This is a genomic window from Vibrio hepatarius (assembly GCF_018860525.1).
Taxonomy (GTDB): Bacteria; Pseudomonadota; Gammaproteobacteria; order Enterobacterales; family Vibrionaceae; genus Vibrio; species Vibrio hepatarius_B.
Map to the genome: position 1 here is coordinate 24,129 of NZ_JAHKPM010000063.1, position 22,652 is coordinate 46,780.

General features: G+C 44.0%; 28 protein-coding genes. 17 read left to right on the forward strand and 11 right to left on the reverse strand.

Translation table 11 applies throughout. From position 1 onward, the window contains the following. Positions 1–4: 4 nt before the first annotated feature. The 8 genes from KO511_RS18335 to flgB form a co-directional block, all read right to left on the reverse strand. The gene (locus KO511_RS18335) at positions 5–1,084 is read right to left on the reverse strand and encodes a flagellar basal body P-ring protein FlgI (protein ID WP_215988922.1); all 1,080 of its coding nucleotides are present in this window, start codon (positions 1,082–1,084) and stop codon (positions 5–7) included. Positions 1,085–1,164: 80 nt separating this feature from the next. After that, positions 1,165–1,833 (reverse strand): flagellar basal body L-ring protein FlgH, encoded by a 669-nt coding sequence (gene flgH / locus KO511_RS18340; RefSeq protein WP_215988847.1) that lies wholly within the window; start codon positions 1,831–1,833, stop codon positions 1,165–1,167. A gap of 30 nt (positions 1,834–1,863) precedes the next feature. After that, complete coding sequence (gene flgG / locus KO511_RS18345; protein WP_215988848.1) at positions 1,864–2,649, reverse strand: flagellar basal-body rod protein FlgG; 786 nt, start codon at positions 2,647–2,649, stop codon at positions 1,864–1,866. A gap of 21 nt (positions 2,650–2,670) precedes the next feature. Next, positions 2,671–3,402 carry a flagellar basal body rod protein FlgF gene (locus KO511_RS18350; protein WP_215988849.1) on the reverse strand — a complete coding sequence of 244 codons (732 nt, stop codon included), beginning with the start codon at positions 3,400–3,402 and terminating at the stop codon, positions 2,671–2,673. An 11-nt stretch (positions 3,403–3,413) separates the two neighbouring features. After that, positions 3,414–4,610, reverse strand: a complete 1,197-nt coding sequence (gene flgE / locus KO511_RS18355) for a flagellar hook protein FlgE (RefSeq protein ID WP_215988850.1) — start codon at positions 4,608–4,610, stop codon at positions 3,414–3,416. Positions 4,611–4,635: 25 nt separating this feature from the next. Beyond that, the gene (gene flgD / locus KO511_RS18360) at positions 4,636–5,316 is read right to left on the reverse strand and encodes a flagellar hook assembly protein FlgD (RefSeq protein WP_215988851.1); all 681 of its coding nucleotides are present in this window, start codon (positions 5,314–5,316) and stop codon (positions 4,636–4,638) included. Next, positions 5,316–5,750: a flagellar basal body rod protein FlgC gene (gene flgC, locus KO511_RS18365; protein ID WP_215988852.1), complete on the reverse strand. Its 435-nt coding sequence runs from the start codon at positions 5,748–5,750 to the stop codon at positions 5,316–5,318. Before flgC ends, flgD begins: the two co-directional genes overlap by 1 nt. A 2-nt stretch (positions 5,751–5,752) precedes the next feature. Beyond that, positions 5,753–6,115, reverse strand: coding sequence for a flagellar basal body rod protein FlgB (flgB, locus tag KO511_RS18370; protein WP_215988853.1), 363 nt, complete (start codon positions 6,113–6,115; stop codon positions 5,753–5,755). Positions 6,116–6,260: 145 nt separating this feature from the next. Between flgB and flgA the strand changes: the two genes are divergently transcribed. From flgA to KO511_RS18435, 13 genes are all read left to right on the forward strand, one after another. After that, positions 6,261–6,992, forward strand: a complete 732-nt coding sequence (gene flgA, locus KO511_RS18375; protein WP_252724447.1) for a flagellar basal body P-ring formation chaperone FlgA — start codon at positions 6,261–6,263, stop codon at positions 6,990–6,992. A gap of 151 nt (positions 6,993–7,143) precedes the next feature. Then, positions 7,144–7,425 carry a flagellar biosynthesis anti-sigma factor FlgM gene (gene flgM, locus KO511_RS18380; RefSeq protein WP_215988855.1) on the forward strand — a complete coding sequence of 94 codons (282 nt, stop codon included), beginning with the start codon at positions 7,144–7,146 and terminating at the stop codon, positions 7,423–7,425. A gap of 19 nt (positions 7,426–7,444) precedes the next feature. Further along, positions 7,445–7,885 (forward strand): flagellar export chaperone FlgN, encoded by a 441-nt coding sequence (gene flgN, locus KO511_RS18385; protein WP_215988856.1) that lies wholly within the window; start codon positions 7,445–7,447, stop codon positions 7,883–7,885. A gap of 53 nt (positions 7,886–7,938) precedes the next feature. Continuing rightward, complete coding sequence (locus KO511_RS18390; RefSeq protein WP_215988857.1) at positions 7,939–8,586, forward strand: lytic transglycosylase domain-containing protein; 648 nt, start codon at positions 7,939–7,941, stop codon at positions 8,584–8,586. Positions 8,587–8,855: 269 nt separating this feature from the next. Next, positions 8,856–9,437, forward strand: coding sequence for an electron transport complex subunit RsxA (gene rsxA / locus KO511_RS18395; protein WP_215988858.1), 582 nt, complete (start codon positions 8,856–8,858; stop codon positions 9,435–9,437). Further along, entirely contained in the window at positions 9,437–10,021 is a 585-nt protein-coding gene (rsxB, locus tag KO511_RS18400) for an electron transport complex subunit RsxB (RefSeq protein ID WP_215988859.1), read from the forward strand. The genes rsxA and rsxB overlap by 1 nt, the downstream gene beginning before the upstream one ends. 8 nt (positions 10,022–10,029) lie before the next feature. After that, positions 10,030–12,099 carry an electron transport complex subunit RsxC gene (rsxC, locus tag KO511_RS18405; RefSeq protein ID WP_215988860.1) on the forward strand — a complete coding sequence of 690 codons (2,070 nt, stop codon included), beginning with the start codon at positions 10,030–10,032 and terminating at the stop codon, positions 12,097–12,099. Next, positions 12,099–13,145, forward strand: a complete 1,047-nt coding sequence (gene rsxD / locus KO511_RS18410; RefSeq protein WP_215988861.1) for an electron transport complex subunit RsxD — start codon at positions 12,099–12,101, stop codon at positions 13,143–13,145. Before rsxC ends, rsxD begins: the two co-directional genes overlap by 1 nt. Positions 13,146–13,153: 8 nt before the next feature. Then, positions 13,154–13,780 carry an electron transport complex subunit RsxG gene (gene rsxG, locus KO511_RS18415; RefSeq protein ID WP_125319455.1) on the forward strand — a complete coding sequence of 209 codons (627 nt, stop codon included), beginning with the start codon at positions 13,154–13,156 and terminating at the stop codon, positions 13,778–13,780. A gap of 1 nt (position 13,781) precedes the next feature. After that, positions 13,782–14,474, forward strand: a complete 693-nt coding sequence (locus tag KO511_RS18420; protein ID WP_215988862.1) for an electron transport complex subunit E — start codon at positions 13,782–13,784, stop codon at positions 14,472–14,474. A gap of 33 nt (positions 14,475–14,507) precedes the next feature. Further along, the gene (gene nth, locus KO511_RS18425) at positions 14,508–15,149 is read left to right on the forward strand and encodes an endonuclease III (RefSeq protein ID WP_215988863.1); all 642 of its coding nucleotides are present in this window, start codon (positions 14,508–14,510) and stop codon (positions 15,147–15,149) included. Between the two features lie 12 nt (positions 15,150–15,161). Further along, complete coding sequence (gene gloA / locus KO511_RS18430) at positions 15,162–15,578, forward strand: lactoylglutathione lyase (RefSeq protein WP_215988864.1); 417 nt, start codon at positions 15,162–15,164, stop codon at positions 15,576–15,578. 106 nt (positions 15,579–15,684) lie between these two features. Further along, the gene (locus KO511_RS18435) at positions 15,685–16,122 is read left to right on the forward strand and encodes a DUF2753 domain-containing protein (RefSeq protein WP_215988865.1); all 438 of its coding nucleotides are present in this window, start codon (positions 15,685–15,687) and stop codon (positions 16,120–16,122) included. Between the two features lie 30 nt (positions 16,123–16,152). On the opposite strand, the gene motY is transcribed toward KO511_RS18435, so the two are convergent. Continuing rightward, positions 16,153–17,037 carry a flagellar protein MotY gene (gene motY / locus KO511_RS18440; RefSeq protein WP_215988866.1) on the reverse strand — a complete coding sequence of 295 codons (885 nt, stop codon included), beginning with the start codon at positions 17,035–17,037 and terminating at the stop codon, positions 16,153–16,155. A 195-nt stretch (positions 17,038–17,232) separates the two neighbouring features. Here motY and rnt point away from each other — a divergent pair, with 195 nt between their 5' ends. Then, positions 17,233–17,892: a ribonuclease T gene (gene rnt, locus KO511_RS18445; protein WP_215988867.1), complete on the forward strand. Its 660-nt coding sequence runs from the start codon at positions 17,233–17,235 to the stop codon at positions 17,890–17,892. A gap of 27 nt (positions 17,893–17,919) precedes the next feature. After that, entirely contained in the window at positions 17,920–19,245 is a 1,326-nt protein-coding gene (locus tag KO511_RS18450; RefSeq protein ID WP_215988868.1) for a Na+/H+ antiporter family protein, read from the forward strand. Positions 19,246–19,345: 100 nt separating this feature from the next. On the opposite strand, the gene bamC is transcribed toward KO511_RS18450, so the two are convergent. Together bamC and dapA are read right to left on the reverse strand one after the other, a co-directional pair. Next, positions 19,346–20,371, reverse strand: a complete 1,026-nt coding sequence (gene bamC / locus KO511_RS18455) for an outer membrane protein assembly factor BamC (protein WP_215988869.1) — start codon at positions 20,369–20,371, stop codon at positions 19,346–19,348. A gap of 54 nt (positions 20,372–20,425) precedes the next feature. Beyond that, positions 20,426–21,304, reverse strand: a complete 879-nt coding sequence (gene dapA, locus KO511_RS18460) for a 4-hydroxy-tetrahydrodipicolinate synthase (RefSeq protein WP_215988870.1) — start codon at positions 21,302–21,304, stop codon at positions 20,426–20,428. Positions 21,305–21,554: 250 nt separating this feature from the next. Here dapA and KO511_RS18465 point away from each other — a divergent pair, with 250 nt between their 5' ends. Further along, positions 21,555–22,097 carry a glycine cleavage system protein R gene (locus tag KO511_RS18465; protein WP_215988871.1) on the forward strand — a complete coding sequence of 181 codons (543 nt, stop codon included), beginning with the start codon at positions 21,555–21,557 and terminating at the stop codon, positions 22,095–22,097. Positions 22,098–22,109: 12 nt separating this feature from the next. Beyond that, positions 22,110–22,577: a thioredoxin-dependent thiol peroxidase gene (bcp, locus tag KO511_RS18470; RefSeq protein WP_215988872.1), complete on the forward strand. Its 468-nt coding sequence runs from the start codon at positions 22,110–22,112 to the stop codon at positions 22,575–22,577. Positions 22,578–22,652: the final 75 nt, after the last annotated feature.

Below are 22,652 nucleotides of genomic sequence, written 5' to 3' on the forward strand. Positions count from 1 at the left end.
CCCCTCAAATCACCACAAGTTCAGCATTCAAAGCACCCGCTTCATGTAATGCCTGCAAAATGGACATCAAATCGGTGGGAGTTGCACCTAAGCTGTTGACAGCATTAACTATGGTATTTAATTCAGTTCCCGGCGGCCAAATCACCATTTGGCCCCGTTCTTCATCAATGTTGATTTGCGAATTATCGACCACTTGGGTTTCACCTTGCGCAAAGGCGTTGGGCTGGCTCACCTGTTTGGACTCAGCAACCGTAACAGTTAAGTTACCATGGCTGACTGCTGCTTCACTGACTTTGACACTTTGGCCAATCACAACCGTACCAGTACGAGAATTAAATACCACACGAGCAGGCTTACGACCTTGATTAACACTAATATCTTCTAGCATCGACATCATCACCACACGTTGCTGACTGTCTTTCGGGGCTTTAACTTTAACGCGAGCATTGTTCTCAGCCACCGCAACCTTAGGACCGAAGATGTTATTAATTTCTCGACTAATATTCTTGGCTGTGGTGAAGCTGGCCTTTCTTAAGTTGAGTACCACATGATCACTGTCAGCAAAGTCATTTGGCACCTCACGCTCTAGAATAGCCCCTCCAGGAATACGGCCTGATGTTGGCGTATTAACCACCAATTTAGAACCACTTTTTCCTTTGGCAGACACGCCCCCGACTACAAGATTCCCTTGTGCTACCGCGTAAACTTCACCATCAATACCCCGCAAAGGAGTAAGTAACAACGTACCGCCGCGCAGACTTTTTGCATCTCCAATTGAGGACACCACGACATTCAAAGCTTGCCCTACCCCTGCCATTGGCTGAACGGTGGCCGTCACGCTCACGGAAGCAACATTACGTAATTTAGGGTTCGTATTGTCGTCAATCTGAACTCCAAACTGACGTAGCATATTGGTGATAGATTGGGCCGTAAACTTGACTTGGTTACGGTCTCCCTGTCCATCAAGTCCAACCACCAGCCCATAACCCACCAATTGATTTTGACGAATACCCTGAATATCCACTAAGTCCATCACTGGGATCTTAACTTCGGCATGTGCAGGCAATGCTGCGCCAAACAACATCACAACAAAGGTGCTAGCTAGTGTGACTTTTAATCCAAGTAACTTTAGGCAATTTATATATTGAATTAATATTTGTTTCATTAAAATGGCATCCATGGGCTATTGAAGAATTGGCTCAACCAGCCAGGGGCATTACTATCGGATAAAGCTCCGCGTCCCGAATAGGTAATACGAGCATCACCTATTCGCGCCGACGATACTTGATTGTTGCGATTAATATCATCAACACGAACCATGCCCGTCAGGCGAATAAACTCATCACCTTGATTAAGACGAATCCACTTTTCTCCGCTGATCCGCAAAACCCCATTAGGTAACACTTCATGAACAGTCACCGTTATCGCACCTTCGAGTTTATTACCTTGAGAGCTTGAAGCGCTGCCATCAAAGCCACGCTCCGCGTCTATACTGGCGGCCAACTCATCGATGGTCTTTGTGCCAAAAGTAGGTGCCGCAAACCCAACACTCGAGTTCTTACCATACTTTGTATCCGCCTTCTTGCTTGATTCCGTTTCTTCAAAAAGGACGACAGTGAGCATATCGCCGACGCGATATGCTCTTCTATCTTGAAACAAGGTCATGGTGTATTGATGACGATAGAGGCTGCCCTTACTTGCAGCGGGCAAGGAATAATCCAGCTCCGGCGGAGCATATTTCTCTTCATCTGGTTTTGGAGGTGTGAACTCCTGTCGACCAGCACATCCTCCAAGCAGGATGACTAGCGGCAACACTCTCAAAAATGCCTGCATTCCCTATTCCTTTTTTTCATCAATAAGCCATTACAACGATTGAGCAGCAAACTTGAGCATATCGTCAGCAGCAGACACTACTTTGGCGTTCATTTCATAAGCGCGCTGAGTGGTGATCATATCAACCATTTCCTCCACCACCTGGACATTGGCTCCTTCTAATGCACCTTGCTTAATTCGACCAACTCCATCTTCACCCGCAATTAGCTCATCGGCTTGTCCGCTGGCTTCGGTTTCACGAAACAAGTTACCGCCTAGGGCCTCAAGGCCCGCTGGGTTGATAAATTTAGCTAATGTAATTTGACCAAGATCTTCAGGTGCATTATTACCTGCTGACGTTGCCGAAACAGTGCCATCTACCCCCACTGAAACCGACAAAGCGTTTTCTGGTATCTGAATTTGTGGCTCAAGAGGTAAGCCCTGACTATTGACCATCAAACCTTCTGCGTTAACATGAAACTGGCCATTTCGTGTGTACGTAATTTGACCATCTGTATTTTCTATTTGGAAGAAGCCCTGTCCCATCACAGCCAAATCAAGTTCTTGATTGGTGTTTTGAGTGTTCCCTTGGGTAAATACTTTTTGTGTGCCCACGACGCGAACACCACTGCCCAACTGCACTCCTGTTGGTAATTGATTGACCTGATCTACAAGGGATCCAGGTTGACGCTGAATGCTATAGAACAAGTCTTCAAACACCACTCGATCACGCTTAAAACCAACCGTATTAACATTGGCTAAATTGTTAGAGATAGCAGTCATTTTTGTGTCTTGCGCTGCCATTCCCGTTTTGCTAACCCATAACGCTGAATGCATTTCCTACTCCTTATGTCGCCACTAGCGCGGCGAGATCAATTTGTTTCCAGCCTGAGCTATTGTCTCGGCGGTTTTCATCATCCGTATCTGCATTTCAAAGTTTCGTGTCAATGACATCACATTGAGCAACTCATCAATTGCTGAGACGTTACTACCCTCAATATGCTCTGGAGCAATTTGAACCGTTTGATCTTGTGCAAATGGGTTACCATCCACGCTATGAAGCAAACTATCACTGCGCTTCTCAAGTTCAGTCGAATCAGGCTTAACCAGTTTAAGGGTTCCGACTTCAAGCTCCGCTCCACCACCAGGAGGCACGACGGAAATGCGTCCACGCTCACTGATCTCAATTTTTTGATATTCCGGTAATACCAGAGCCCCTCCATCACCAATAACAGCAAAACCATTAATGGTGAGTGCACCGTTTTGATCAACCTTGAGATTACCTGCTCGAGTGTAAGCTTCTTGACCTTCTGAGGTCTGTACTGTCAAATAGCCCTCGCCCATCACAGCCACGTCCAAAGTTCGTCCGGTTTTGATCACATCACCGGAGTCAAATCGAGTCGATGCAGAGTTAGTCACAGCTAACGTACGACCATCAAACCCTGCCCCTTGGAGTGGTATGCTCGCTACACGTTCCATATCCGCTCTAAATCCAGCTGTATCGGCATTGGATAAATTATTTGAGCGGACATGCTGCGCTTTAAGTACTCGACTCGCTCCAGAAGTGGCGGTAAATAACAAACTGTCCATACTAAGCTCCGTTAAACCGCGTTAAATAGAGCTTGAGTCAGCTTGTCGTTAGTCGAAATGGTTTTAGCATTGGCTTGATAATTACGCTGCGCTGTCATTAAGTTAACCAGTTCACTGGTCAAATCGACATTGGAACCTTCAAGTGCACCTGGGGTCAATTCACCCAATGTGCCGGATCCCGGAACGCCTACGACTGGGGCGCCGGAGCTAAAGCTCTGAGTCCAAGCCGTACCGCTGACAGTCGATAATCCTTGAGGATTAGCAAAATTGGCCAGTACCAATTGCCCTTGAAGTTGTGACTGACCATTAGTATATGTGGCGTAAACCATACCGTTGTCTTCGACTCGTACTCCCGCAAGCTCGCCTGAGGTGTAACCATTAGGGTTGTTAGTACTTACACCAAACTCAGTACCAAATTGAGTACTGCCAGACAAATCAATGTCAATGCTTACAGGGTTTGCTCCAGTAGCAGGAAATGCAACCTGATAAGCATTAGTTGGTGTGGCCAGTGACCCATCTTGATTGAACGTCATGGTAATGTTAGATACAACCGCTTTTCCACCATCTACTTGAGCGTTGACTTGCCACGAATTGTCACTCGTTTTAGTAAAGTACTGAGTTACGGTGTGGGGTTTACCCTGTGAATCGAACACTTTGGTTGTGTATGAAGAATGGAAAGATTTCGTATTGTCAGAGTCAAATGGATTAAGGGTGGTATCAATAGGCTCATTGGTCGCATCAAAGTTGGCAATAAACGCCATTTTATCCGTCGCTTGTGCCGCTAATGACGAAGTCGATAACTTGATATCACCTGTCACACCTGTGAGAAGGTTATTATTGCCATCAACACTATAACCTTGCAATTTAGCACCAGTATTACTCATCACATAGTTCTCTCTGTCTGTGTTGAAGACTCCTGACCGAGTGTAAAGAAGCTGGCCGGCACTATCTTTGGTGACAAAAAATCCACCACCATTGATCGCCAAATCCATTGCTCGACCAGTACCCGTTACAGATCCATTTTTATCAAAGTTCTGCGAAATAGATGCGACTTCGACTCCACCAGGCTGCATGCCATTGTATACAGCTGCAAATTCGGTACGTGCTCCTTTAAATCCGTAAGTCGATGCGTTGGCAATGTTATGGCTGATAGTATTCAGCTCTGTATTTGTTGCATCCAAGCCACTTAGGGCAATATTAAAACTCATAATTAACCTCTATTTTCCTTATTGGTTAAGCACCAAATTGGGTAATTTGATAAAATGGAACGCTGCCAACACCTTGCACATTGACCTGTGCGGAGCCACCAGAACTAGGGATTCTCACTTGCTCAACCTCACCAGCTAACAATAAGTTGGGTGCAGATTGACCTTCCTGAATTTGAGCAGACACTGTGTATTTACCAGGTTTCAACCCTAGAGACTCTGGGTTAATAGAAAAATCGACATCACCCGCTGGATGAGCGCCCAGAGAAAGAGGTGTCACTTGACCAAACTCATCTGTGATCGTCAGATTGACCTGGCTAGAAGGGTGTTGCAGTTCTATTTTCCCCCGCTGTTGCCCTTCATCTAACTCAAATTCATTGGATGAAACATAAACGGTTTGTCCTACTAGCCCAGCAGTTGACAAAACTTGCATGTTATCGAGCAATACCATGTTATTTTTCATCATTGACGCCATATTCTCGGTACTCTGAACCTGAGAAAACTGCGCTAGCTGACTAACATATTCAGTACCATCAAGCGGATTGAGTGGATCCTGATTTTGGATCTGAGCCACCATCAAACTAATGAATTCGTTTTCTAGTGACGTCGCACTATTGGCATCTTTCGGATTACCTAATACACCATTGGAGCTTGAGGCTGAGCCGATTGGAGTGTCGAAATTTAAAGCGTTATTAGGGGCAATACTCATTAGCTACCCTGCCCTAATTTCAGTAATCCTTGCTGCATGCTTTTGACATTGGTTAGAACTTCAACATTGGTTTCAAAGCTTCGTGTCGCCGACATCATGTCAGCCATCTCTGCCACAACATCAATATCGGGGTAATACACATAGCCTTGATCGTTGGCTAAAGGGTTATTTGGCTCAAAACGCTGCTCAGCTTGACTCGAACTCTGCACAACATCGACAATCCTAACCTCAGCATTAGGGTAACTACCTTTACTCGCACTGAGTTGAGTTTTGTTATAAACCGTTGCGAAGACAGGTTTTAATGCTTTATATGCATCTTTAGCATTTGCGGATACCGCATCTGCATTGGCAAGATTACTGGCAACCGTATTCAACCTCACTGTCTGAGCATTCATCGCCGATCCGGCAATCGAATAAATATCGGTAAATGACATAATTAACGTCCCTCTATCGCTTTAGCTAATCCTGAAAACTTCATATTTAGAAATGTCAGGCTGGTCTGAAAATCCATGTTGTTTTGAGCAAACTTTCCCTGCTCAACACCAAGTTCTACCGTGTTGCCATTTTTGCTGTTCTGGTAAGGGATTGAATACATGGAAGATACCAACAACTTAGGACTTTTTTGGCTCACGCCTATTGATGACATATGATCCATAACTGTGCTAAAGCTGAGATCGCGAGACAAATATCCCGGTGTATCAACATTTGCTAGGTTGCTGGCCAGTACTTTGGTACGCTGAACTCGAAAATTCAGAGCGTCGGGATGAACTCCTAACGCATTATCAAATGAAATAGCCATTTATCTTTCCTTATGCTGTCGGCTCAGATAGTCTTAAATCAAACAAAATGTGTGCCATAAAAATAAGACTTTAATAACAATGAGTTACAAACAAAAAAGGAAGATGCACTTCCGGACTACGGAAGCCTATACCAGCGGAGGAAAAATGATTATTTCCCCTTTAAAATCAGCTTGTGTATTGAGCGCCTTTCTATTCTCCAATACAGTTTTGGCCAACGAAAATAGCCCAACATACCAAGCGATTTATCAGGTCGTCGAGCAAGACTTCCAAAAGCAAACCAAGCACCAGGCTAGTACGAGTCACTGGGGAATACACTCGCTTGATTTTCAGGTTAGAGTGCCTGCCTCAGCAAACCATTTACCTCTCTGTCCAGAACCACTCACCGTCATTGGTTCAGACAACAAAACGCTTCCTGTTGGAACTATAAAAAGGTCGGTGAGTTGCTTATCGACCACAGTTGACTGGCGAATCAATATCACCATCAAAGCAGAATTAAGCCTTAATCTCGTGGTAACAAGTACTGGAATTCGTCGTCAACAAACGATTACTGAAAAAGATCTAAAACTGGAGTGGCGAACACTAAGCAGAGAACAGGATTTTTTGACTCAAATCTCCCAAGCTACAGGGAAACTTGCGCTGCGGCGAATTCGTTCTGGTCAAATCCTTAACCCACAACAGCTGGAGTCACCACCGCTCGTAGAGAAAGGCAATCAAGTGATTGTCAAAGCCTCAAAAAATGGATTTACTGCTACCACTAAAGGGGTCGCATTGGAGCAAGGTTCATTAGGACAGCAAATCGATATTAAGAACCTCTCATCGGAAAAGGAGATCAAAGCCATTGTGACAGGGCGAAACCAAGTAGAGACTCAATTCTGATTTTGGGCTGAAGTTATCATTTCTCTTCTTTTCTTATCGTCAACGATACCTCAATTGCGGTAAATCTAAACAAAGTGTCAATCAAACTTAATATCCGCTTTACTATGGTCGCACTAATAATATTGTGACCACAAAAAATAGGATAAAATTTATGAAAATAGACAAAGTTACAGGCGGACATGTTACCCAAAGTAACCTCGACCAGGCCCCCAAAAAAGCAGCTGAATACACCAGTGTAAAACCAGACACACAACCCAAATTAGACATCAATGTAACAACGCTTGAACACGCTCAAGCCGAGATGCAGTCTTTGGCAGACGTAGACATGGAAAAAGTTGTTAGAGTGCGCGATGCACTAGCAAAAGGAGAATTATCACTCGATACCCAAGCACTATCTAAAGCCGTCCTTCAATTTCATACGGGTCACGGTTAACCCGACTGAGGATAGGACAATGACAACAAAAAATTCATACTTAATACAGAGCTTTTTCAATACATTAGTCCGTGATTTTAAAGCGTATCAAAAACTCGAAGTGCTACTAAAACAGCAAAAACTGCTGTACTTATCTTTTGATGCAGAGAAACTTGAGCAAAACCTCACTTTGCAGCAATCTTTGCTTTCACAGTTACAACAACATGCCCAAAAGCGCAGCCAAATAATGGTAAGCCTTCAATTATCAGCAGATAAAACAGGTATTGAACGATTCTTTTCAGCACTTCCCTCTGCTGCTGGAAAAAAAGTCAGGTGCCAATGGCAACACTTAGAAAATATGGTCAAACGATGTCAAACATTGAACCAGGAAAATGGTCAAACAAGCGCTAACTTTCATGAATTAATGGTATCAGTCACCAGCGCCGAACAGCATACTTATCAAGAACACCTATTAGGCTAATGTTATCAAATAGATGCCGTCCAATCCCGATCCTTCATCTGGTAGCAAAATTGATGGTAGTGTATTGCTTTAGTCTAAGCTATATCAATGCTTCACCCATGGCATCAGATATTGAAACTCAATGGCAAGTATTGTCTCCCTACAAAGCTCAGATTGAAGTGCATTTAAAAAACAACCAAAGCCTGATAGACAAGATCGCTGATAAGCTGAAGGTACATTCGCTTCCAATTGATTTTATTCTTATTCCCATGCTGGAATCTTCTTACGATCCTTCCGCAATCTCCCATGCCGATGCTGCAGGCTTATGGCAGCTTATGCCTGCCACAGCAAAACGTTTTGGGCTACAAGTCAGCGCTGATAAAGATCAGCGCTTTAATGTGCAAGCCAGTACGAAAGCAGCTGTGCTTTATTTGCAATTTCTATACACCAAGTTTGGTGATATAGCACTTACGTTGGCTGCCTATAACGCTGGAGAAGGGCGAGTTGCACGAGCTATAACTCAAGCCGAAAGTCGACATTTTTCTGAACTACAATTGCCAAAGGAAACCCGACGCTATGTACATCGGTTTTACGCTTTAAGAAAGCTGATACAGATTAAAGACATTTTACAAGGCAAAAAAAGCCGTTTGTATTTATTTGACCATCAAAACACATTGCCCTTAATTAATCTTTCCCCCCTTCCCCCATTAGTGACACTTTGAATTTAACTCAGCTTAAAGAGTACCCCCCTCATCTGTCGCCCTCATTTTATATTCCTTGCCGCTATAAAAGCTACGTTTTGAGATCCATTTGTTCTGTTAAGGGTGGAGCTTAGCAACCATTTAACTGGGTTAAACATTAATATGTCACCAAAACTGATAAGATCCCGTATAATTTTTATTCAACCATACAAAACCCTAGCTTTCGTTGGTTGTTATTAACTCAGCAAAGCAGGATAATATCGGGATCGGAATCTCTTAAATATATAACTATGACCGAATATGTTTTGTTGTTGGTCGGCACTGTGCTGGTTAACAATTTTGTACTGGTAAAATTTTTGGGGCTGTGTCCTTTTATGGGCGTCTCTAAAAAGCTGGAAACAGCAATAGGAATGGGGTTAGCGACCACTTTTGTTCTAACCCTTGCTTCAGTGTGCGCGTACCTTGTTGAAAACTATATCCTAATGCCATTGGGTATACAGTACCTTCGTACTATGAGCTTTATTCTAGTCATTGCTGTGGTGGTGCAGTTCACCGAAATGGTAGTTCACAAAACCAGCCCAACGCTGTATCGCCTTCTCGGTATTTTCTTACCACTCATTACGACTAATTGTGCAGTGCTGGGGGTTGCCTTGCTCAACATCAATGAAAACCACAACTTCATTGAGTCGTTTATATATGGATTTGGCGCCGCCGTTGGATTCTCATTAGTACTAATCCTTTTTGCATCGATGCGTGAACGTATTACGGCCGCTGATGTTCCCGCACCTTTTAAAGGCGCATCGATTGCCATGATCACCGCAGGCCTGATGTCTTTAGCATTTATGGGCTTCACTGGATTGGTAAAACTCTAATGAACGCGATCATGATTGCCATTTTAGTCATCGCGGCGCTTGCTGCTGTATTTGGCGCCATATTAGGTTTTGCTTCAATCCGCTTTAAGGTTGATGCGGACCCGATTGTCGATCAAATCGATGATATATTGCCTCAAACTCAATGTGGCCAATGTGGTTACCCTGGTTGTCGCCCATACGCCGAAGCTATAGCGGGTGGTGACGCAATTAATAAATGTCCACCAGGAGGCCAAGCCACGATTGAGAAATTAGCCGATCTGATGGGCGTTGAGGCCACAGACTCTGCCCATGATTTGCAAGATAATGTCAAAACTGTCGCGTTTATTCATGAAGATATGTGTATTGGCTGCACCAAATGTATTCAAGCCTGTCCTGTTGATGCCATTGTCGGCGGAACAAAAGCACTCCATACGGTAATTAAGGATGAATGTACTGGATGTGACCTGTGTGTCGCGCCCTGCCCAACAGATTGTATTGAAATGATTCCAGTAGAAACCACTACAGCGAATTGGAAATGGCAACTCAACGTAATTCCTGTTGTGGATATTACCGATTCTGCCAAAACGCAGAATAGAGTGAATTAAGGACTGGTATGTTGTCACTAATCGAACAAATTAAATCAGGCGCTTTATGGGACTTCCCTGGCGGTATACACCCGCCGGAAAACAAAGCTCAGTCCACCAAGCAATCCATTACTTCGGCAAGTATTCCTCACGAGATAATTCTACCGGTTAAGCAACATATCGGTAAGCCAGGGAGAGTAATTGTCAGCCTAGGGGATAAGGTTCTTAAAGGGCAGCCGCTGACTAAATACGATACTAGCTTTATGCTGCCAGTTCATGCTCCGACCTCTGGCACCATTTCAGCGGTAGAGCCGCGTACTATCGCGCACCCTTCTGGTTTATCAGAAATGTGTATTGTGATTGAACCCGATGGTGAAGATCGTTGGATTGAACGCGACACAAAAATTAACTTTACCAATTGCTCACCAGATGAGGTAATCGAGATCATCCGCCAGGCTGGTATTTCTGGAATGGGCGGCGCAGGTTTCCCAACAGCCAAGAAAATTCAGTCCGGACTTGCCCGTACTGAAATATTGATTGTGAATGCGGCAGAGTGCGAACCTTATATCACAGCCGATGATATGCTAATGCAGACTCACGCCGATGAAGTGATTACAGGCATCGAAATTGTTGAGCACATCTTAAAACCTAAATTGACCATTATTGGTATTGAAGATAATAAACCTACGGCGATAAAAGCACTTGAACAAGCCGCAGCTCACAAGGATATTGTTATACGAGTTGTACCAACTAAATACCCTTCAGGTGGTGAAAAACAACTGATTAAACTTCTGACCAATAAAGAAGTGCCCGCTAATAGTATCCCTGCGGATATTGGCCTGTTAGTACAAAATGTCGGCTCACTACAAGCCATAAAACGGGCCGTCTGTGATGGAGAACCTCTGATCGATCGTATTATCACTCTAACAGGTAACACATTTAAACAGCCAAGAAATGTCAAAGCCCTTATAGGTACTCCTGTCCAAGCGCTATTAGATGAATTTGGTTATAAAGCAGAAAGAAAACTGCCTCGCCTGATCATGGGGGGCCCAATGATGGGCTTTACTCTTCCTCACGCGAATGTGCCGATTACCAAAACGGCAAACTGCATCCTAGCGCCAACCGTTAAAGAAATTTCCACTGCGCAGCACGAAATGTCCTGCATTCGTTGTGGTCTGTGTGCTGAAGCATGTCCTGCTTCATTACTACCTCAACAGCTCTACTGGCATGCTAAGGCTGAAGAATACGACAAGTGTGAAGAACTTAATCTTAAGGACTGTATTGAATGCGGTGCCTGCGCTTTCGTCTGCCCAAGCGAAATTCCACTTGTGCAATATTATCGACAAGCCAAAGCCGAGATACGCACTCAAAAAGACGAAGCCCAAGATGCCGAACGTGCTAAAGTCCGTTTTGAGGAGAGAAAGAACCGTCTAGAACGAGATAAGGTTGAACGAGAAAATCGCTTTAAAAAAGCAGCTCAAGAAAGGCGAAAAGAGATTAATAAACCCGACGGTGAAGACGCTATTGCGGCTGCTATTGCCAGAGTAAAAACGCAAAAGTCCGACTCTGCATCGGATGAACCAACCGTCAAACCCGCTGTTGCCGCCGCCATCGCCAAAGCAAAAGCCAAACAGGCCGCAGCAAAAGAGGCAGGTCAAACCGAACCTGATAACTCAGAAATGATTAAGCTGCGTGAAGAACGCAAGCGTTTAGCGAGAGAGAAGAAGGCACAGAAAACTGAGAGCCCAGAATCAGCGCCGACAGAGCAAGATACCAAAAAAGCCGCCGTTGCTGCTGCCATCGCAAGAGCGAAAGCGCGCAAAGCAGAGCAAAACAAGACAGCCGACAGCTCAGACGCTGAAGTAGAAACAGCACCGACAGAGCAAGATCCGAAGAAAGCCGCCGTTGCTGCGGCTATCGCAAGAGCGAAAGCGCGCAAAGCAGAGCAAAACAAGACAGCCAACAGCTCAGACGCTGAAGTAGAAACAGCACCGACAGAGCAAGATCCGAAGAAAGCCGCCGTTGCTGCTGCTATCGCAAGAGCGAAAGCACGCAAGGCACAAAATGAACAGAACCATAGACTTGAGGAGGACGAGTAATGGCCTTTTTTATTGCCAGCTCACCCCACGCTCACAGCCGAAGAAGCACACCTGATTTAATGAAGTGGGTTGCCCTTTGCGCTCTTCCCGGCTTGTTTGTTCAGACCTATTTCTTTGGTTGGGGCACAATAATTCAATTGTTTTTTGCTATCATATTAGGCTTAGCACTTGAAGCTGGAGTTATGATGGTGCGCAAACGTCCACCTGTCTCAGCTTTGCGCGATAACAGTGCTATTGTCACGGCATGGCTACTTGCCATTGCTATCCCTCCACTTTCTCCTTGGTGGCTAGTCACCATAGGCCTTATCTTCGCTATCATTATTGCCAAGCACCTCTATGGTGGTATAGGGCAAAATTTATTTAATCCTGCGATGGTTGCCTATGTCGTGTTATTAATTTCCTTTCCAGTCCAAATGACCAGTTGGATTGCCCCAACAGAACTTCAGCCCTCAGCGGTATCATTTACTGATTCCCTATCGCTAATTTTTACTGGTTTTAACCTAGATGGGTTATCACTACAGCAAATTCGTACCGGAATCGATGGGCTAACAATGGCGACACCATTAGATGCTTTTAAAACCGCTCTACATTCTGGAAACACCGCAGCAGAAGCCGTTGCTCAGCCACAGTTTACTGGCTTGGCTGGCATAGGGTGGGAATGGGTCAATCTAGCGTACTTAGCGGGGGGGGTATTGCTCATAAAATTGAGAGTTATCAACTGGCATATCCCTGTAAGCTTCTTAGTCAGCTTACTCGTCATCAGCGTATTATTTAGTCTCTTTACCCCGGGTGAAACTGCATCACCAAGTATTCACCTACTCTCCGGCGCAACGATGCTGGGCGCATTTTTTATTGCCACAGATCCTGTATCGGCCTCAACAACGGTCAAAGGTCGATTAATTTTCGGCGCTTTTATTGGTGCGATGGTCTTTATGATTCGAACTTGGGGTGGTTTCCCAGACGGCGTCGCTTTTGCGGTATTACTAGGAAACATGTGTGTTCCACTTATCGATTATTATACTAAGCCGCGAACCTACGGACACTGAGGAGCAAAATGTTAAACGCTATTCGTAAAAATGGAGCCGTACTCGCTCTTTTTGCTTGTGCTTCAACGGGTGTTGTTGCTCTTACTCACTACTTAACCAAAGAGCAAATTAGCCAACAAGAGCAAGCGCAGCTTTTGTCTGTTCTTAATCAGGTCATTCCTGAAGATATGCATGATAACAATCTGTATCAGTCATGCACTTTGGTCAATCACCCTGACCTTGGCACTGACGCTGATATGCCAGTTTACTTAGCCACTAAAGATGGTCAACCCACCGCTCTTGCCATCGAAGCCATTGCACCAGATGGCTATAGCGGCGCAATCAAGATCATTGTTGGCGTCCAACAAGACGGCACCATTCTCGGTACGCGCGTGTTAAACCATCAGGAAACACCCGGTTTGGGTGACAAAATTGATTTACGCATCACAGACTGGATCCTAAGCTTTAGCGGTAAAAAAGTCACATCGGAAAATGATTCACAGTGGAAAGTTCGTAAAGACGGCGGGCAGTTTGACCAATTTACTGGTGCAACGATTACACCGAGAGCCGTTGTAAAAGCGGTAAAAAAATCAGTTCAATTCGTCAACGACCATGGTGATGAGATTCGAAACCAACCACACAACTGTGGAGAGTGAGATGAGTGATCATAAAACATTAATCAAAAATGGGATGTGGGATAATAACCCAGCGCTGGTTCAATTACTTGGGCTGTGTCCTTTACTCGCTGTATCTTCAACTGTCACCAATGCTCTTGGGCTGGGTGTCGCGACTTTGCTGGTTCTGGTTGGTTCCAATGTCATCGTTTCCTTAGTGCGGGCCCATGTACCAAACGAAGTGCGGATCCCAATTTTTGTAATGATTATTGCCGCTTTAGTGACTTGTGTGCAGTTACTAATGAATGCCTACGCATACGGCCTTTATCTATCACTTGGTATCTTTATCCCTCTGATTGTAACCAACTGTATTATTATTGGCCGTGCAGAAGCCTTTGCATCGAAAAATGACGTCCTTCCCGCGGCCCAAGACGGCTTTTGGATGGGATTAGGTATGACAAGTATTCTCGTTATATTGGGCGTGATGAGGGAAGTAATTGGTAATGGGACATTGTTTGATGGCGCGGATTTACTGCTTGGTAGTTGGGCAACCGTGTTACGGATTGAGATTTTCCACTTCGATAGCAGTTTCTTATTAGCATTGCTACCACCCGGTGCTTTTATCGGCGTCGGCTTACTGATAGCCTTAAAAAATGTCATCGATGCACAGCAAAAAGCTCGTCAACCAAAAGCACAGAAACCAGCAATAGAACGAGCTCGCGTTACCAATCAGTAAATTCTGATTGATACACTGGATAGCAATACGAAAATGAATAAAGAAAAACGAGTACAAATACTGGAGCGTTTACGGGAAAACAACCCTAACCCGCAAACTGAGTTAAACTGGAACTCTTCCTTCGAGCTTCTTATCGCCGTGCTTCTCTCAGCACAAGCTACAGATGTAAGTGTTAACAAAGCAACCGATAAACTTTACCCTGTCGCCAATACTCCGCAAGGTCTTTTTGACTTGGGCGTGGATGGCGTGAAGGAATACATCAAAACCATCGGCTTATTTAACTCAAAAGCTGAAAATGTGATTAAAACATGTCGCATCTTACTTGATAAACACAGTGGCCAAGTCCCTGAAGATCGCGCTGCTCTTGAAGCTCTTCCCGGTGTTGGACGTAAGACAGCCAATGTTGTTTTGAATACCGCATTTGGTTGGCCAACTATCGCTGTCGATACCCATATTTACCGTGTATCAAACCGTACCAAATTTGCCATGGGTAAGAATGTTGACCAAGTGGAAGAAAAACTACTTAAGGTTGTGCCTAAAGAGTTTAAACTCGATGTCCACCATTGGTTAATACTTCATGGCCGTTACACCTGCGTAGCAAGAAAGCCACGCTGTGGGAGCTGCATTATAGAAGATTTGTGCGAATTTAAAGACAAGGTTTACCCAGAGAATTAGGAGAAGATAGCAATGTCAAACGGACGCATTTTACACACTATGCTGCGTGTTGGTGATTTGGAAAAATCCATCGAGTTTTACACTCAAGTAATGGGCATGAAGTTACTACGCACCAATGAGAACAAGCAATACGAATACACACTAGCATTTTTAGGTTTTGGCGACGAGTCAGAAGGCGCAGTCATTGAACTCACTTACAACTGGGGTACAACTGAGTATGACCTCGGTACAGCATTTGGTCATATTGCTATTGGTGTCAATGATATCTATACCACCTGTGACGCAATAAAAGCCGCAGGAGGCAATGTGACCCGAGAGCCCGGGCCAGTAAAAGGTGGTTCAACACATATTGCTTTTGTTAAAGATCCTGATGGCTATATGCTAGAGCTTATCCAAAACAAACAAGCTTCATCAGGGTTAACTGGATAAATACGCTTTTCTTTCAAGGGCAGTTCATACTGCCTTTTCCATCCGCCTTTACATGATAATGATTATCATTTAATATAATGATATTGTCAATGTATAAGGGCTAATCATGGGTATCGTCGACTGGGAAAAACATACATTACTGGCTGATATTGCACTCAGTGAACACGATCATCTGCGTAGCATTCTTCATTACCAGCAGGCGTTGACTCTCAGTGAAGGTATCGGTATATCGAACGATGTTGAAGCAGAAGACAGACTGACAATTTCTGTAATCTCTTGTCATAATATGGCTTCATTCTGGCGAACTGTCGGCAATAACAGACACGAACTAAAATACCTTCAAATGGCGTCCGAAAAGGTACTCACTTTGGTTCCTCAATGCCCTAATAGCGAGTGTGATGCTTTTGTTGATTCAATGGGTTGCTGTAAAAAAGCTCTGATCGATTTTATGAAGAGACACCCTAGCCCTAATGTAGCTAAACTCGTGCAGGAAATTGACACTACTACCCACTGCAACTTGATTGCCAAATTCCGCCTGAATTGATTTCGTGGGCTTATGGCTGAGAACTAGGTATTAAACTTGTGTTCTGCCTAGTGATATCACCACTCTTCGGTTTCGATCCTTTCCTAATGGCGAGTTATTATCCACGACAGGACGACGGCGACCATAGCCTTGAACCTGAATTCTATCTTCCGGTAAGCCCAAGGATTTAAAATATTTTTGTAGTACCTCAGCACGTTGCTCAGATAGATTTTGACTGACGCTTTTGCTGTCTTCATTGCCGGTATAAGTGGAGACTAATACTAAGTCGATGTCTTGATTATGCTTTATATACTCAGCTATATGGGCCAACCTTTTCTGCGATGCCTTACTCAACTCTACGCTCGAGCGGTCGTAGTGTAAGATGGTAAAGGCGATGTCTTCAAAGCTATAAGGCAATAAATTCGCAATACAATCACTAAAGGCGTTATATGAGCGCTGGAATAATACAGACGAGAGTGCAACCTCAATACGTTGATCTCGACTTTGCCATTCTTGGTAACTAAACGTGGGATATCGTCCTTTTTCTAGTTCAGTTAAAATACCCCACGCCGTCTGACCTCCGATATACCCATCAAACTGTTGGAAGAATTGGAGACTAGTAATGCGCTCACCACTGTCACCAGGTCGCCATGCTGGAGGCTGAGAAACCAAGGAAACATCACGTGTTTTCCCCATTGGCCGCTTCATTTTCAACTCAAAATCGAGGTTAATTTTCTTACTAGCATGAGAAGAAAAGACAGCATCACCATAATTCGGAATAGGGTGTACCATTCTACATTCTAGTGGTGTATTCATTATCATTTGCCACTTTGACTGCTCAGGCTTAGCCCCATAATGTACGTCCATTGCCATAACAGGTACGGTAATGGAGTGAATAGCAATGGCTGTTAAGGTAGTGGCTAACCGTTTCTTCATGGCGCACGGACTCTCTTACATAATGCGGCCTATTGTTGCCGCTGATACAACTACAGCAGAAAGAATGCAAAATCCTCGCCAGAATATGCAGCACTATATTTAATCGAATCAACCCAGCTGATGAGTGATTATGAGGTTTTTCTTGTCCCTAGAATCTGCAATAATGCTGGCTTTGTCACATAATATTAGGCCAACATGAGTGTAGATAACGAAGCATTGACGCTGAAGCAACGCTTTCGCGGATATTTTCCGGTAGTAATAGACGTCGAAACAGCAGGATTTAATGCTAAAACCGATGCCCTGTTAGAGATTTGTGCCATCACTCTAGCTATGGATGAGCATGGTAATCTTAAACCCGCTTCAACAATACATTTCCATGTTGAACCATTTGAAGGAGCGAATTTAGAAAAGGAAGCGCTGGATTTTAATGGTATCCATGACCCATTTAGCCCTTTAAGAGGAGCAGTACCGGAATCCGAAGCCCTCAAAGAAATATATAAGCTTGTACGCAAAGAGCAGAAAGCAGCAGATTGCAGACGGGCGATCATCGTCGCTCATAATGCCACTTTTGACCATAATTTTGTTATGGCTGCCAGCGAGCGTAGCAACCTTAAACGTGTCCCTTTTCATCCCTTTGCCACATTTGATACTGCGACTCTCAGCGGACTTGCCTATGGCCAGACCGTTTTAGCAAAAGCATGCAAAGTGGCTGGGATGGATTTTGACAATAGAGAAGCCCACTCTGCACTATACGATACTCAAAAAACAGCAGAGTTATTTTGCGGCATCGTCAACAAATGGAAAGCGCTCGGCGGCTGGCCTATTGTTTGCGAAGATGTCGAACACAATAAATAAAAAGTAAACACAACCAACGAGTAAACTATGAATCCTGTAGTAATTTCTGTATGTATCATGCTGCTTCTAGCACTGATGCGCGTGAATGTCGTGGTCGCTCTGACATTCAGTGCCATCGTCGGTGGACTTGTCGCTGGCATGGGTTTAAATGACACGGTCGCAGCATTTGAAAGTGGCCTAGGTGGTGGTGCAACCATAGCACTAAGTTACGCTATGCTCGGGACTTTTGCCGTCGCGATTTCCAAGTCAGGTATTACCGATTTGTTAGCCAATAGTGTTATCAAACGTATACATGGCAAAGAAAACGGCGCCGCATCCACTGGACTAAAGTACGCAGTATTGCTTGCACTTGTTTTAGTCACTATGTCCTCACAAAATGTTATTCCAGTCCATATCGCATTCATTCCTATTTTGATCCCACCATTACTTGGCGTATTTGCTAAGTTAAAACTTGACCGTCGTATGATCGCCTGTGTGCTAACATTTGGCTTAGTGACTCCTTATATGGTCCTTCCGGTGGGATTTGGTGGCATCTTTTTAAACAACATTTTGCTCAAAAACCTTCATGATAACGGACTTGAATCTGTGACCGCTAGCCAAGTCCCTGTGGCAATGTTACTGCCTGCCGCTGGCATGATTTTTGGCCTTTTAGTCGCAATTCTCTTTAGTTATCGCCGACCTCGTGAGTATCAAGAAACTGAGTTGACTCATGTGGAAGAAAACACAGTATCGATTAATAAGAAGAACATTCTCGTTGCTGCTGCCGGTATTCTGGCTGCACTTTCCGTTCAGTTAACCACAGGCTCTATGATTATTGGTGCATTAGCAGGCTTTATGGTCTTTACCTTTGGTGGGGTCATTGCTTGGAAAGAAACTCATGATGTGTTCACCAAAGGTGTTCATATGATGGCGATGATTGGCTTTATTATGATTGCTGCTGCTGGTTTTGCCGCGGTAATGAAACAAACTGGCGGCGTAGAATCTTTAGTAGAGGCGCTATCTACCAGCATCGGTAATAACAAACCTTTGGCGGCATTACTCATGTTAGTCGTAGGCCTACTGGTGACTATGGGGATTGGTTCATCTTTCTCAACCATTCCAATTATTGCCACTATCTATGTCCCACTAGCGGCTGCTTTTGGCTTTTCTCCGATGGCAACCATTGCACTAGTTGGTACAGCAGCAGCTCTTGGTGATGCAGGTTCACCAGCCTCTGATTCGACTTTAGGCCCAACCTCTGGACTCAATGCTGATGGTCAACATGAGCACATTTGGGAAACCGTTGTACCTACCTTCATGCACTACAATGTTCCTTTGATAGTATTTGGGTGGGTCGCTGCAATGGTTCTATAGTCGACTAGCGATAATATAGACACAAAAAAGCTGACTTTTCATAGTCAGCTTTTTATTGTCGAACTTTTACTCTTAAGGTATAGAGTTAGTTTTTATTCCATTACTTGGTGCGCTTATCAACAACAGCAGATAGTACGGGGACCATATCTTTTAAAAACTTCTCTTCGACTGGTTTACCTGAAGAATCCGTCACATTAATAGAAGTACGGTTACCTAAATCACCAAATAGGAAAGTATATTTACCGGAAGGCAAATTAATCGGTTTAACACCAATATTAGTCCAAAATTCATCATTTGGTTCGGCGTACTTAGCTTTAACTGTTCCTTGTGATTGATTACGTTCTTCAATGGTAAAGCCCATTGATGGTAATAAGTTAGGCAAACGAGACCACAGAACATTGTATGGAGAACGCGCAATAATGACAGGGAAACCACTGCGATCAGTACCCATAGTAATTGGGATATTTTTAACTAACTCTTGAGCACGACGCTCCGCAGCCTGACGAGCATCAAGATCATAACGTGCAGTCACCAAATTAGTCATCAACACGTTGTAGCGCTCTTTATTAGTCGCCGATACTGGGTGCTTTTTACCAGCCTCACGCCAATCAATCAAAGATATTTTGAAGCCATAACGTTTGTTCGCTTCAATGCTAGTGATCTCATAACGAGAACCAATTTCTTTGTCTTCGTCTTCAGATACCCATGTCACCCAATCCGTTTCAATACGACTATCGCTTTGCTCACGAATGGTGATCTTACGCTCCTCAAGCATGGTTAGCACCGTTTGCCACACTTTATCTAGTTCATCTTTCTTGAGCAGCCATAATGTCACTTCTTCACCATGACGTTCAGTTCGTGCACCTGGGATTAACTCAAGAACTTGCTGAGGAGGTCGAATATCGACAGACTTCCCTACACCACCAGTAAACACTCCTGACGGGATCTGGTAATTTGGATAAACACGGGGCTCAACACCTTCAATATTTTTCCACTCTGTTAACGGTTGGGTATCAAGATACTCAAAGTCATCTTTAGCCTGGCGGCGCTGAGTCGCCCCGCCAGAGCAAGCGCTCAAAACAAAAACAGCTAGCGAACTCACGACTAGCTGATGAGACAATTTCATTGAAACTCCTGGTAATTAAATGCCGAAGCAGAGGCTTCGGCAATTCATATTAATTTAGTCAATACTGGCGTCCGTCATTGCTTTTATCACCATTGGGTGAGCTGATTCAGACAGTTCAGTTAACGGTAAGCGTAAGTCGCCACATTCTATCAAACCCATTTTATGTGCTGCCCATTTAACTGGGATGGGGCTAGACTCAACAAACAAGTTTTTATGCAGCAGCATCAAACGTTGATTAATCGCTTCGGCCTCATCGAACTTACCTTCAAGGGCAAGTTTCATCATGGTCGCCATATCTGCCGCAGCAATGTTATTCGTCACAGAAATCACTCCCTGACCACCAAGTCTCACAAAATCGAGACCACTGGAATCATCGCCACTTAGTAAGATAAAATCTTTGCCACAAAGTTCACGATGAATCTCAATTCGGCTTAAATCACCCGTGGCATCTTTAAGTGCGACGATATTATCGATTTCAGCCAAACGAGCGACGGTTTCAGGCAGCAAGTCTACTGCCGTTCGACCAGGAACATTATATAAGATTTGCGGTACATCACTCTCTTCTGCAATCGCCTTATAATGTTGGTACAACCCTTCCTGAGTCGGTTTGTTGTAATAAGGCGTGACGCTTAAGCAACCTGAAATACCAGAATTATTCAGTAAGCGACTGAAGGTAACGGATTCATGTGTGGCATTAGCGCCTGTACCAGCAATAACAGGAATACGACCTTCAGCGAATTCGACTGCCTTAGACACCACTTTGACATGCTCTTCAACAGTTAACGTTGCCGATTCTCCTGTTGTACCGACAGCGACTATGCCATTTGAACCAGACTCAACATGATAATCCACCAATCTTTTCAGACTAACGAAGTCAACTTCGCCATCATGGGTAAAGGGGGTAATGAGCGCTACAATGCTTCCCGAAAACATGTCTTTCTCCCTAATATAGATACTGTTTGCATGTTACTGTAAGGCGATTAAGAAACACAAGGGATTAAAGTCGCTTAAATCACCTATTTGAATGAATATTTACCAGATGTTAGAACTTTGCCAAATTACACCCTGTATAGGTGTCAGACTGAGGTCATAAATCATACTTTTATCTCAGGTCTACTGGCCCTAGTGTAACTATGCTAAGCTGTTTGGTTAACAATCATAACAATGACTCAATAGTGATACTATGACTCAACATCTGGTGATAACAGCAGTAGGAACAGATCGGCCTGGGGTGTGCAACCAAGTCGTACAGCTCGTCACAAAATCTGGGTGCAATATTGTTGACAGCCGCATCGCTCTTTTTGGCCATGAGTTCACTCTTATCATGCTACTCTCGGGTAATAATGCCAGTATTATTCGTGTCGAGACAACGCTGCCACTATTGGGTCAAGAACTCGACCTCATTACTATGATGAAGCGTACCTCTGAACATACGTATATAGATAATTCTTATCATGTAGAGGTATTTGTAGAATCTGATGATAAACTGGGTATTACGGAGAAATTTACACAGTTTTTTGCAGATAGGACTATTGGTCTTTCGTCATTGAGCGCACAAACCATTCATAAAGATAAAACTCAATGTGCTAAAAACCAATTCCACATTGCCATCACAGCAAAAGTCGATGCCCATTTTAACTTAATGCAATTGAGCGAAGAGTTTGATGAGCTATGCGCCACCCTTGGTGTACATGGATCACTCAATTTCATCAAAAACAGTCTATAGAAAGGAAAATCAATGAACACGCTAACCGCGGGTGCTATTGCCCCAGTTTTTTCACTTCAAGATCAAGATGATAATACGGTTTCACTCAGTGATTTCACTGGTAAGAAGGTGCTGTTTTATTTTTACCCCAAAGCGATGACACCAGGGTGTACAGTTCAAGCGCAAGGCCTGCGTGATGTGAAAGCAGAACTGGATAAGCACAATGTCGTGGTACTGGGTGTCAGTATCGACCCGGTCAAACGCCTAGGTAAATTTATCGAACGTGATAACCTCAACTTCTCCCTACTTTCTGATGAAGATCATGCCATCGCTGAACAGTTTGGAGTTTGGGGAGAAAAGAAGTTCATGGGTAAAATCTATGATGGGCTACACCGCATTAGCTTCCTTATTAACGAGGAAGGTATGATTGAGCATGTATTTAATAAGTTTAAAACCAAAGATCACCATGAAGTGGTGCTGGATTATCTCAGTAACCAATAGCTGATACTAAAGAGCCAGTTTCACTCGCACTGGCTCTACTCTTTTCGCTTTCCTCAATACGCACTAACCTAAATA

Excerpts from the sequence above, each read along its gene's own strand:
- rsxA (WP_215988858.1), top strand. The coding sequence starts at position 8,856 with ATGACCGAATATGTTTTGTTGTTGGTCGGCACTGTGCTGGTTAACAAT.
- rsxB (WP_215988859.1), top strand. The coding sequence starts at position 9,437 with ATGAACGCGATCATGATTGCCATTTTAGTCATCGCGGCGCTTGCTGCT.
- rsxD (WP_215988861.1), top strand. The coding sequence starts at position 12,099 with ATGGCCTTTTTTATTGCCAGCTCACCCCACGCTCACAGCCGAAGAAGC.
- rnt (WP_215988867.1), top strand. The coding sequence starts at position 17,233 with ATGAGTGTAGATAACGAAGCATTGACGCTGAAGCAACGCTTTCGCGGA.
- bcp (WP_215988872.1), top strand. The coding sequence starts at position 22,110 with ATGAACACGCTAACCGCGGGTGCTATTGCCCCAGTTTTTTCACTTCAA.
- flgG (WP_215988848.1), bottom strand. The coding sequence starts at position 2,649 with ATGCATTCAGCGTTATGGGTTAGCAAAACGGGAATGGCAGCGCAAGAC.
- KO511_RS18465 (WP_215988871.1), top strand. The coding sequence starts at position 21,555 with ATGACTCAACATCTGGTGATAACAGCAGTAGGAACAGATCGGCCTGGG.
- flgE (WP_215988850.1), bottom strand. The coding sequence starts at position 4,610 with ATGAGTTTTAATATTGCCCTAAGTGGCTTGGATGCAACAAATACAGAG.
- rsxG (WP_125319455.1), top strand. The coding sequence starts at position 13,154 with ATGTTAAACGCTATTCGTAAAAATGGAGCCGTACTCGCTCTTTTTGCT.
- KO511_RS18435 (WP_215988865.1), top strand. The coding sequence starts at position 15,685 with ATGGGTATCGTCGACTGGGAAAAACATACATTACTGGCTGATATTGCA.
- bamC (WP_215988869.1), bottom strand. The coding sequence starts at position 20,371 with ATGAAATTGTCTCATCAGCTAGTCGTGAGTTCGCTAGCTGTTTTTGTT.
- KO511_RS18420 (WP_215988862.1), top strand. The coding sequence starts at position 13,782 with ATGAGTGATCATAAAACATTAATCAAAAATGGGATGTGGGATAATAAC.
- flgN (WP_215988856.1), top strand. The coding sequence starts at position 7,445 with ATGACAACAAAAAATTCATACTTAATACAGAGCTTTTTCAATACATTA.
- flgC (WP_215988852.1), bottom strand. The coding sequence starts at position 5,750 with ATGTCATTTACCGATATTTATTCGATTGCCGGATCGGCGATGAATGCT.
- KO511_RS18350 (WP_215988849.1), bottom strand. The coding sequence starts at position 3,402 with ATGGACAGTTTGTTATTTACCGCCACTTCTGGAGCGAGTCGAGTACTT.
- KO511_RS18450 (WP_215988868.1), top strand. The coding sequence starts at position 17,920 with ATGAATCCTGTAGTAATTTCTGTATGTATCATGCTGCTTCTAGCACTG.
- flgD (WP_215988851.1), bottom strand. The coding sequence starts at position 5,316 with ATGAGTATTGCCCCTAATAACGCTTTAAATTTCGACACTCCAATCGGC.
- nth (WP_215988863.1), top strand. The coding sequence starts at position 14,508 with ATGAATAAAGAAAAACGAGTACAAATACTGGAGCGTTTACGGGAAAAC.
- flgA (WP_252724447.1), top strand. The coding sequence starts at position 6,261 with ATGATTATTTCCCCTTTAAAATCAGCTTGTGTATTGAGCGCCTTTCTA.
- rsxC (WP_215988860.1), top strand. The coding sequence starts at position 10,030 with ATGTTGTCACTAATCGAACAAATTAAATCAGGCGCTTTATGGGACTTC.
- flgB (WP_215988853.1), bottom strand. The coding sequence starts at position 6,115 with ATGGCTATTTCATTTGATAATGCGTTAGGAGTTCATCCCGACGCTCTG.
- gloA (WP_215988864.1), top strand. The coding sequence starts at position 15,162 with ATGTCAAACGGACGCATTTTACACACTATGCTGCGTGTTGGTGATTTG.
- flgM (WP_215988855.1), top strand. The coding sequence starts at position 7,144 with ATGAAAATAGACAAAGTTACAGGCGGACATGTTACCCAAAGTAACCTC.
- motY (WP_215988866.1), bottom strand. The coding sequence starts at position 17,037 with ATGAAGAAACGGTTAGCCACTACCTTAACAGCCATTGCTATTCACTCC.
- KO511_RS18335 (WP_215988922.1), bottom strand. The coding sequence starts at position 1,084 with ATGTTGTTTGGCGCAGCATTGCCTGCACATGCCGAAGTTAAGATCCCA.
- dapA (WP_215988870.1), bottom strand. The coding sequence starts at position 21,304 with ATGTTTTCGGGAAGCATTGTAGCGCTCATTACCCCCTTTACCCATGAT.
- KO511_RS18390 (WP_215988857.1), top strand. The coding sequence starts at position 7,939 with ATGGTAGTGTATTGCTTTAGTCTAAGCTATATCAATGCTTCACCCATG.
- flgH (WP_215988847.1), bottom strand. The coding sequence starts at position 1,833 with ATGCAGGCATTTTTGAGAGTGTTGCCGCTAGTCATCCTGCTTGGAGGA.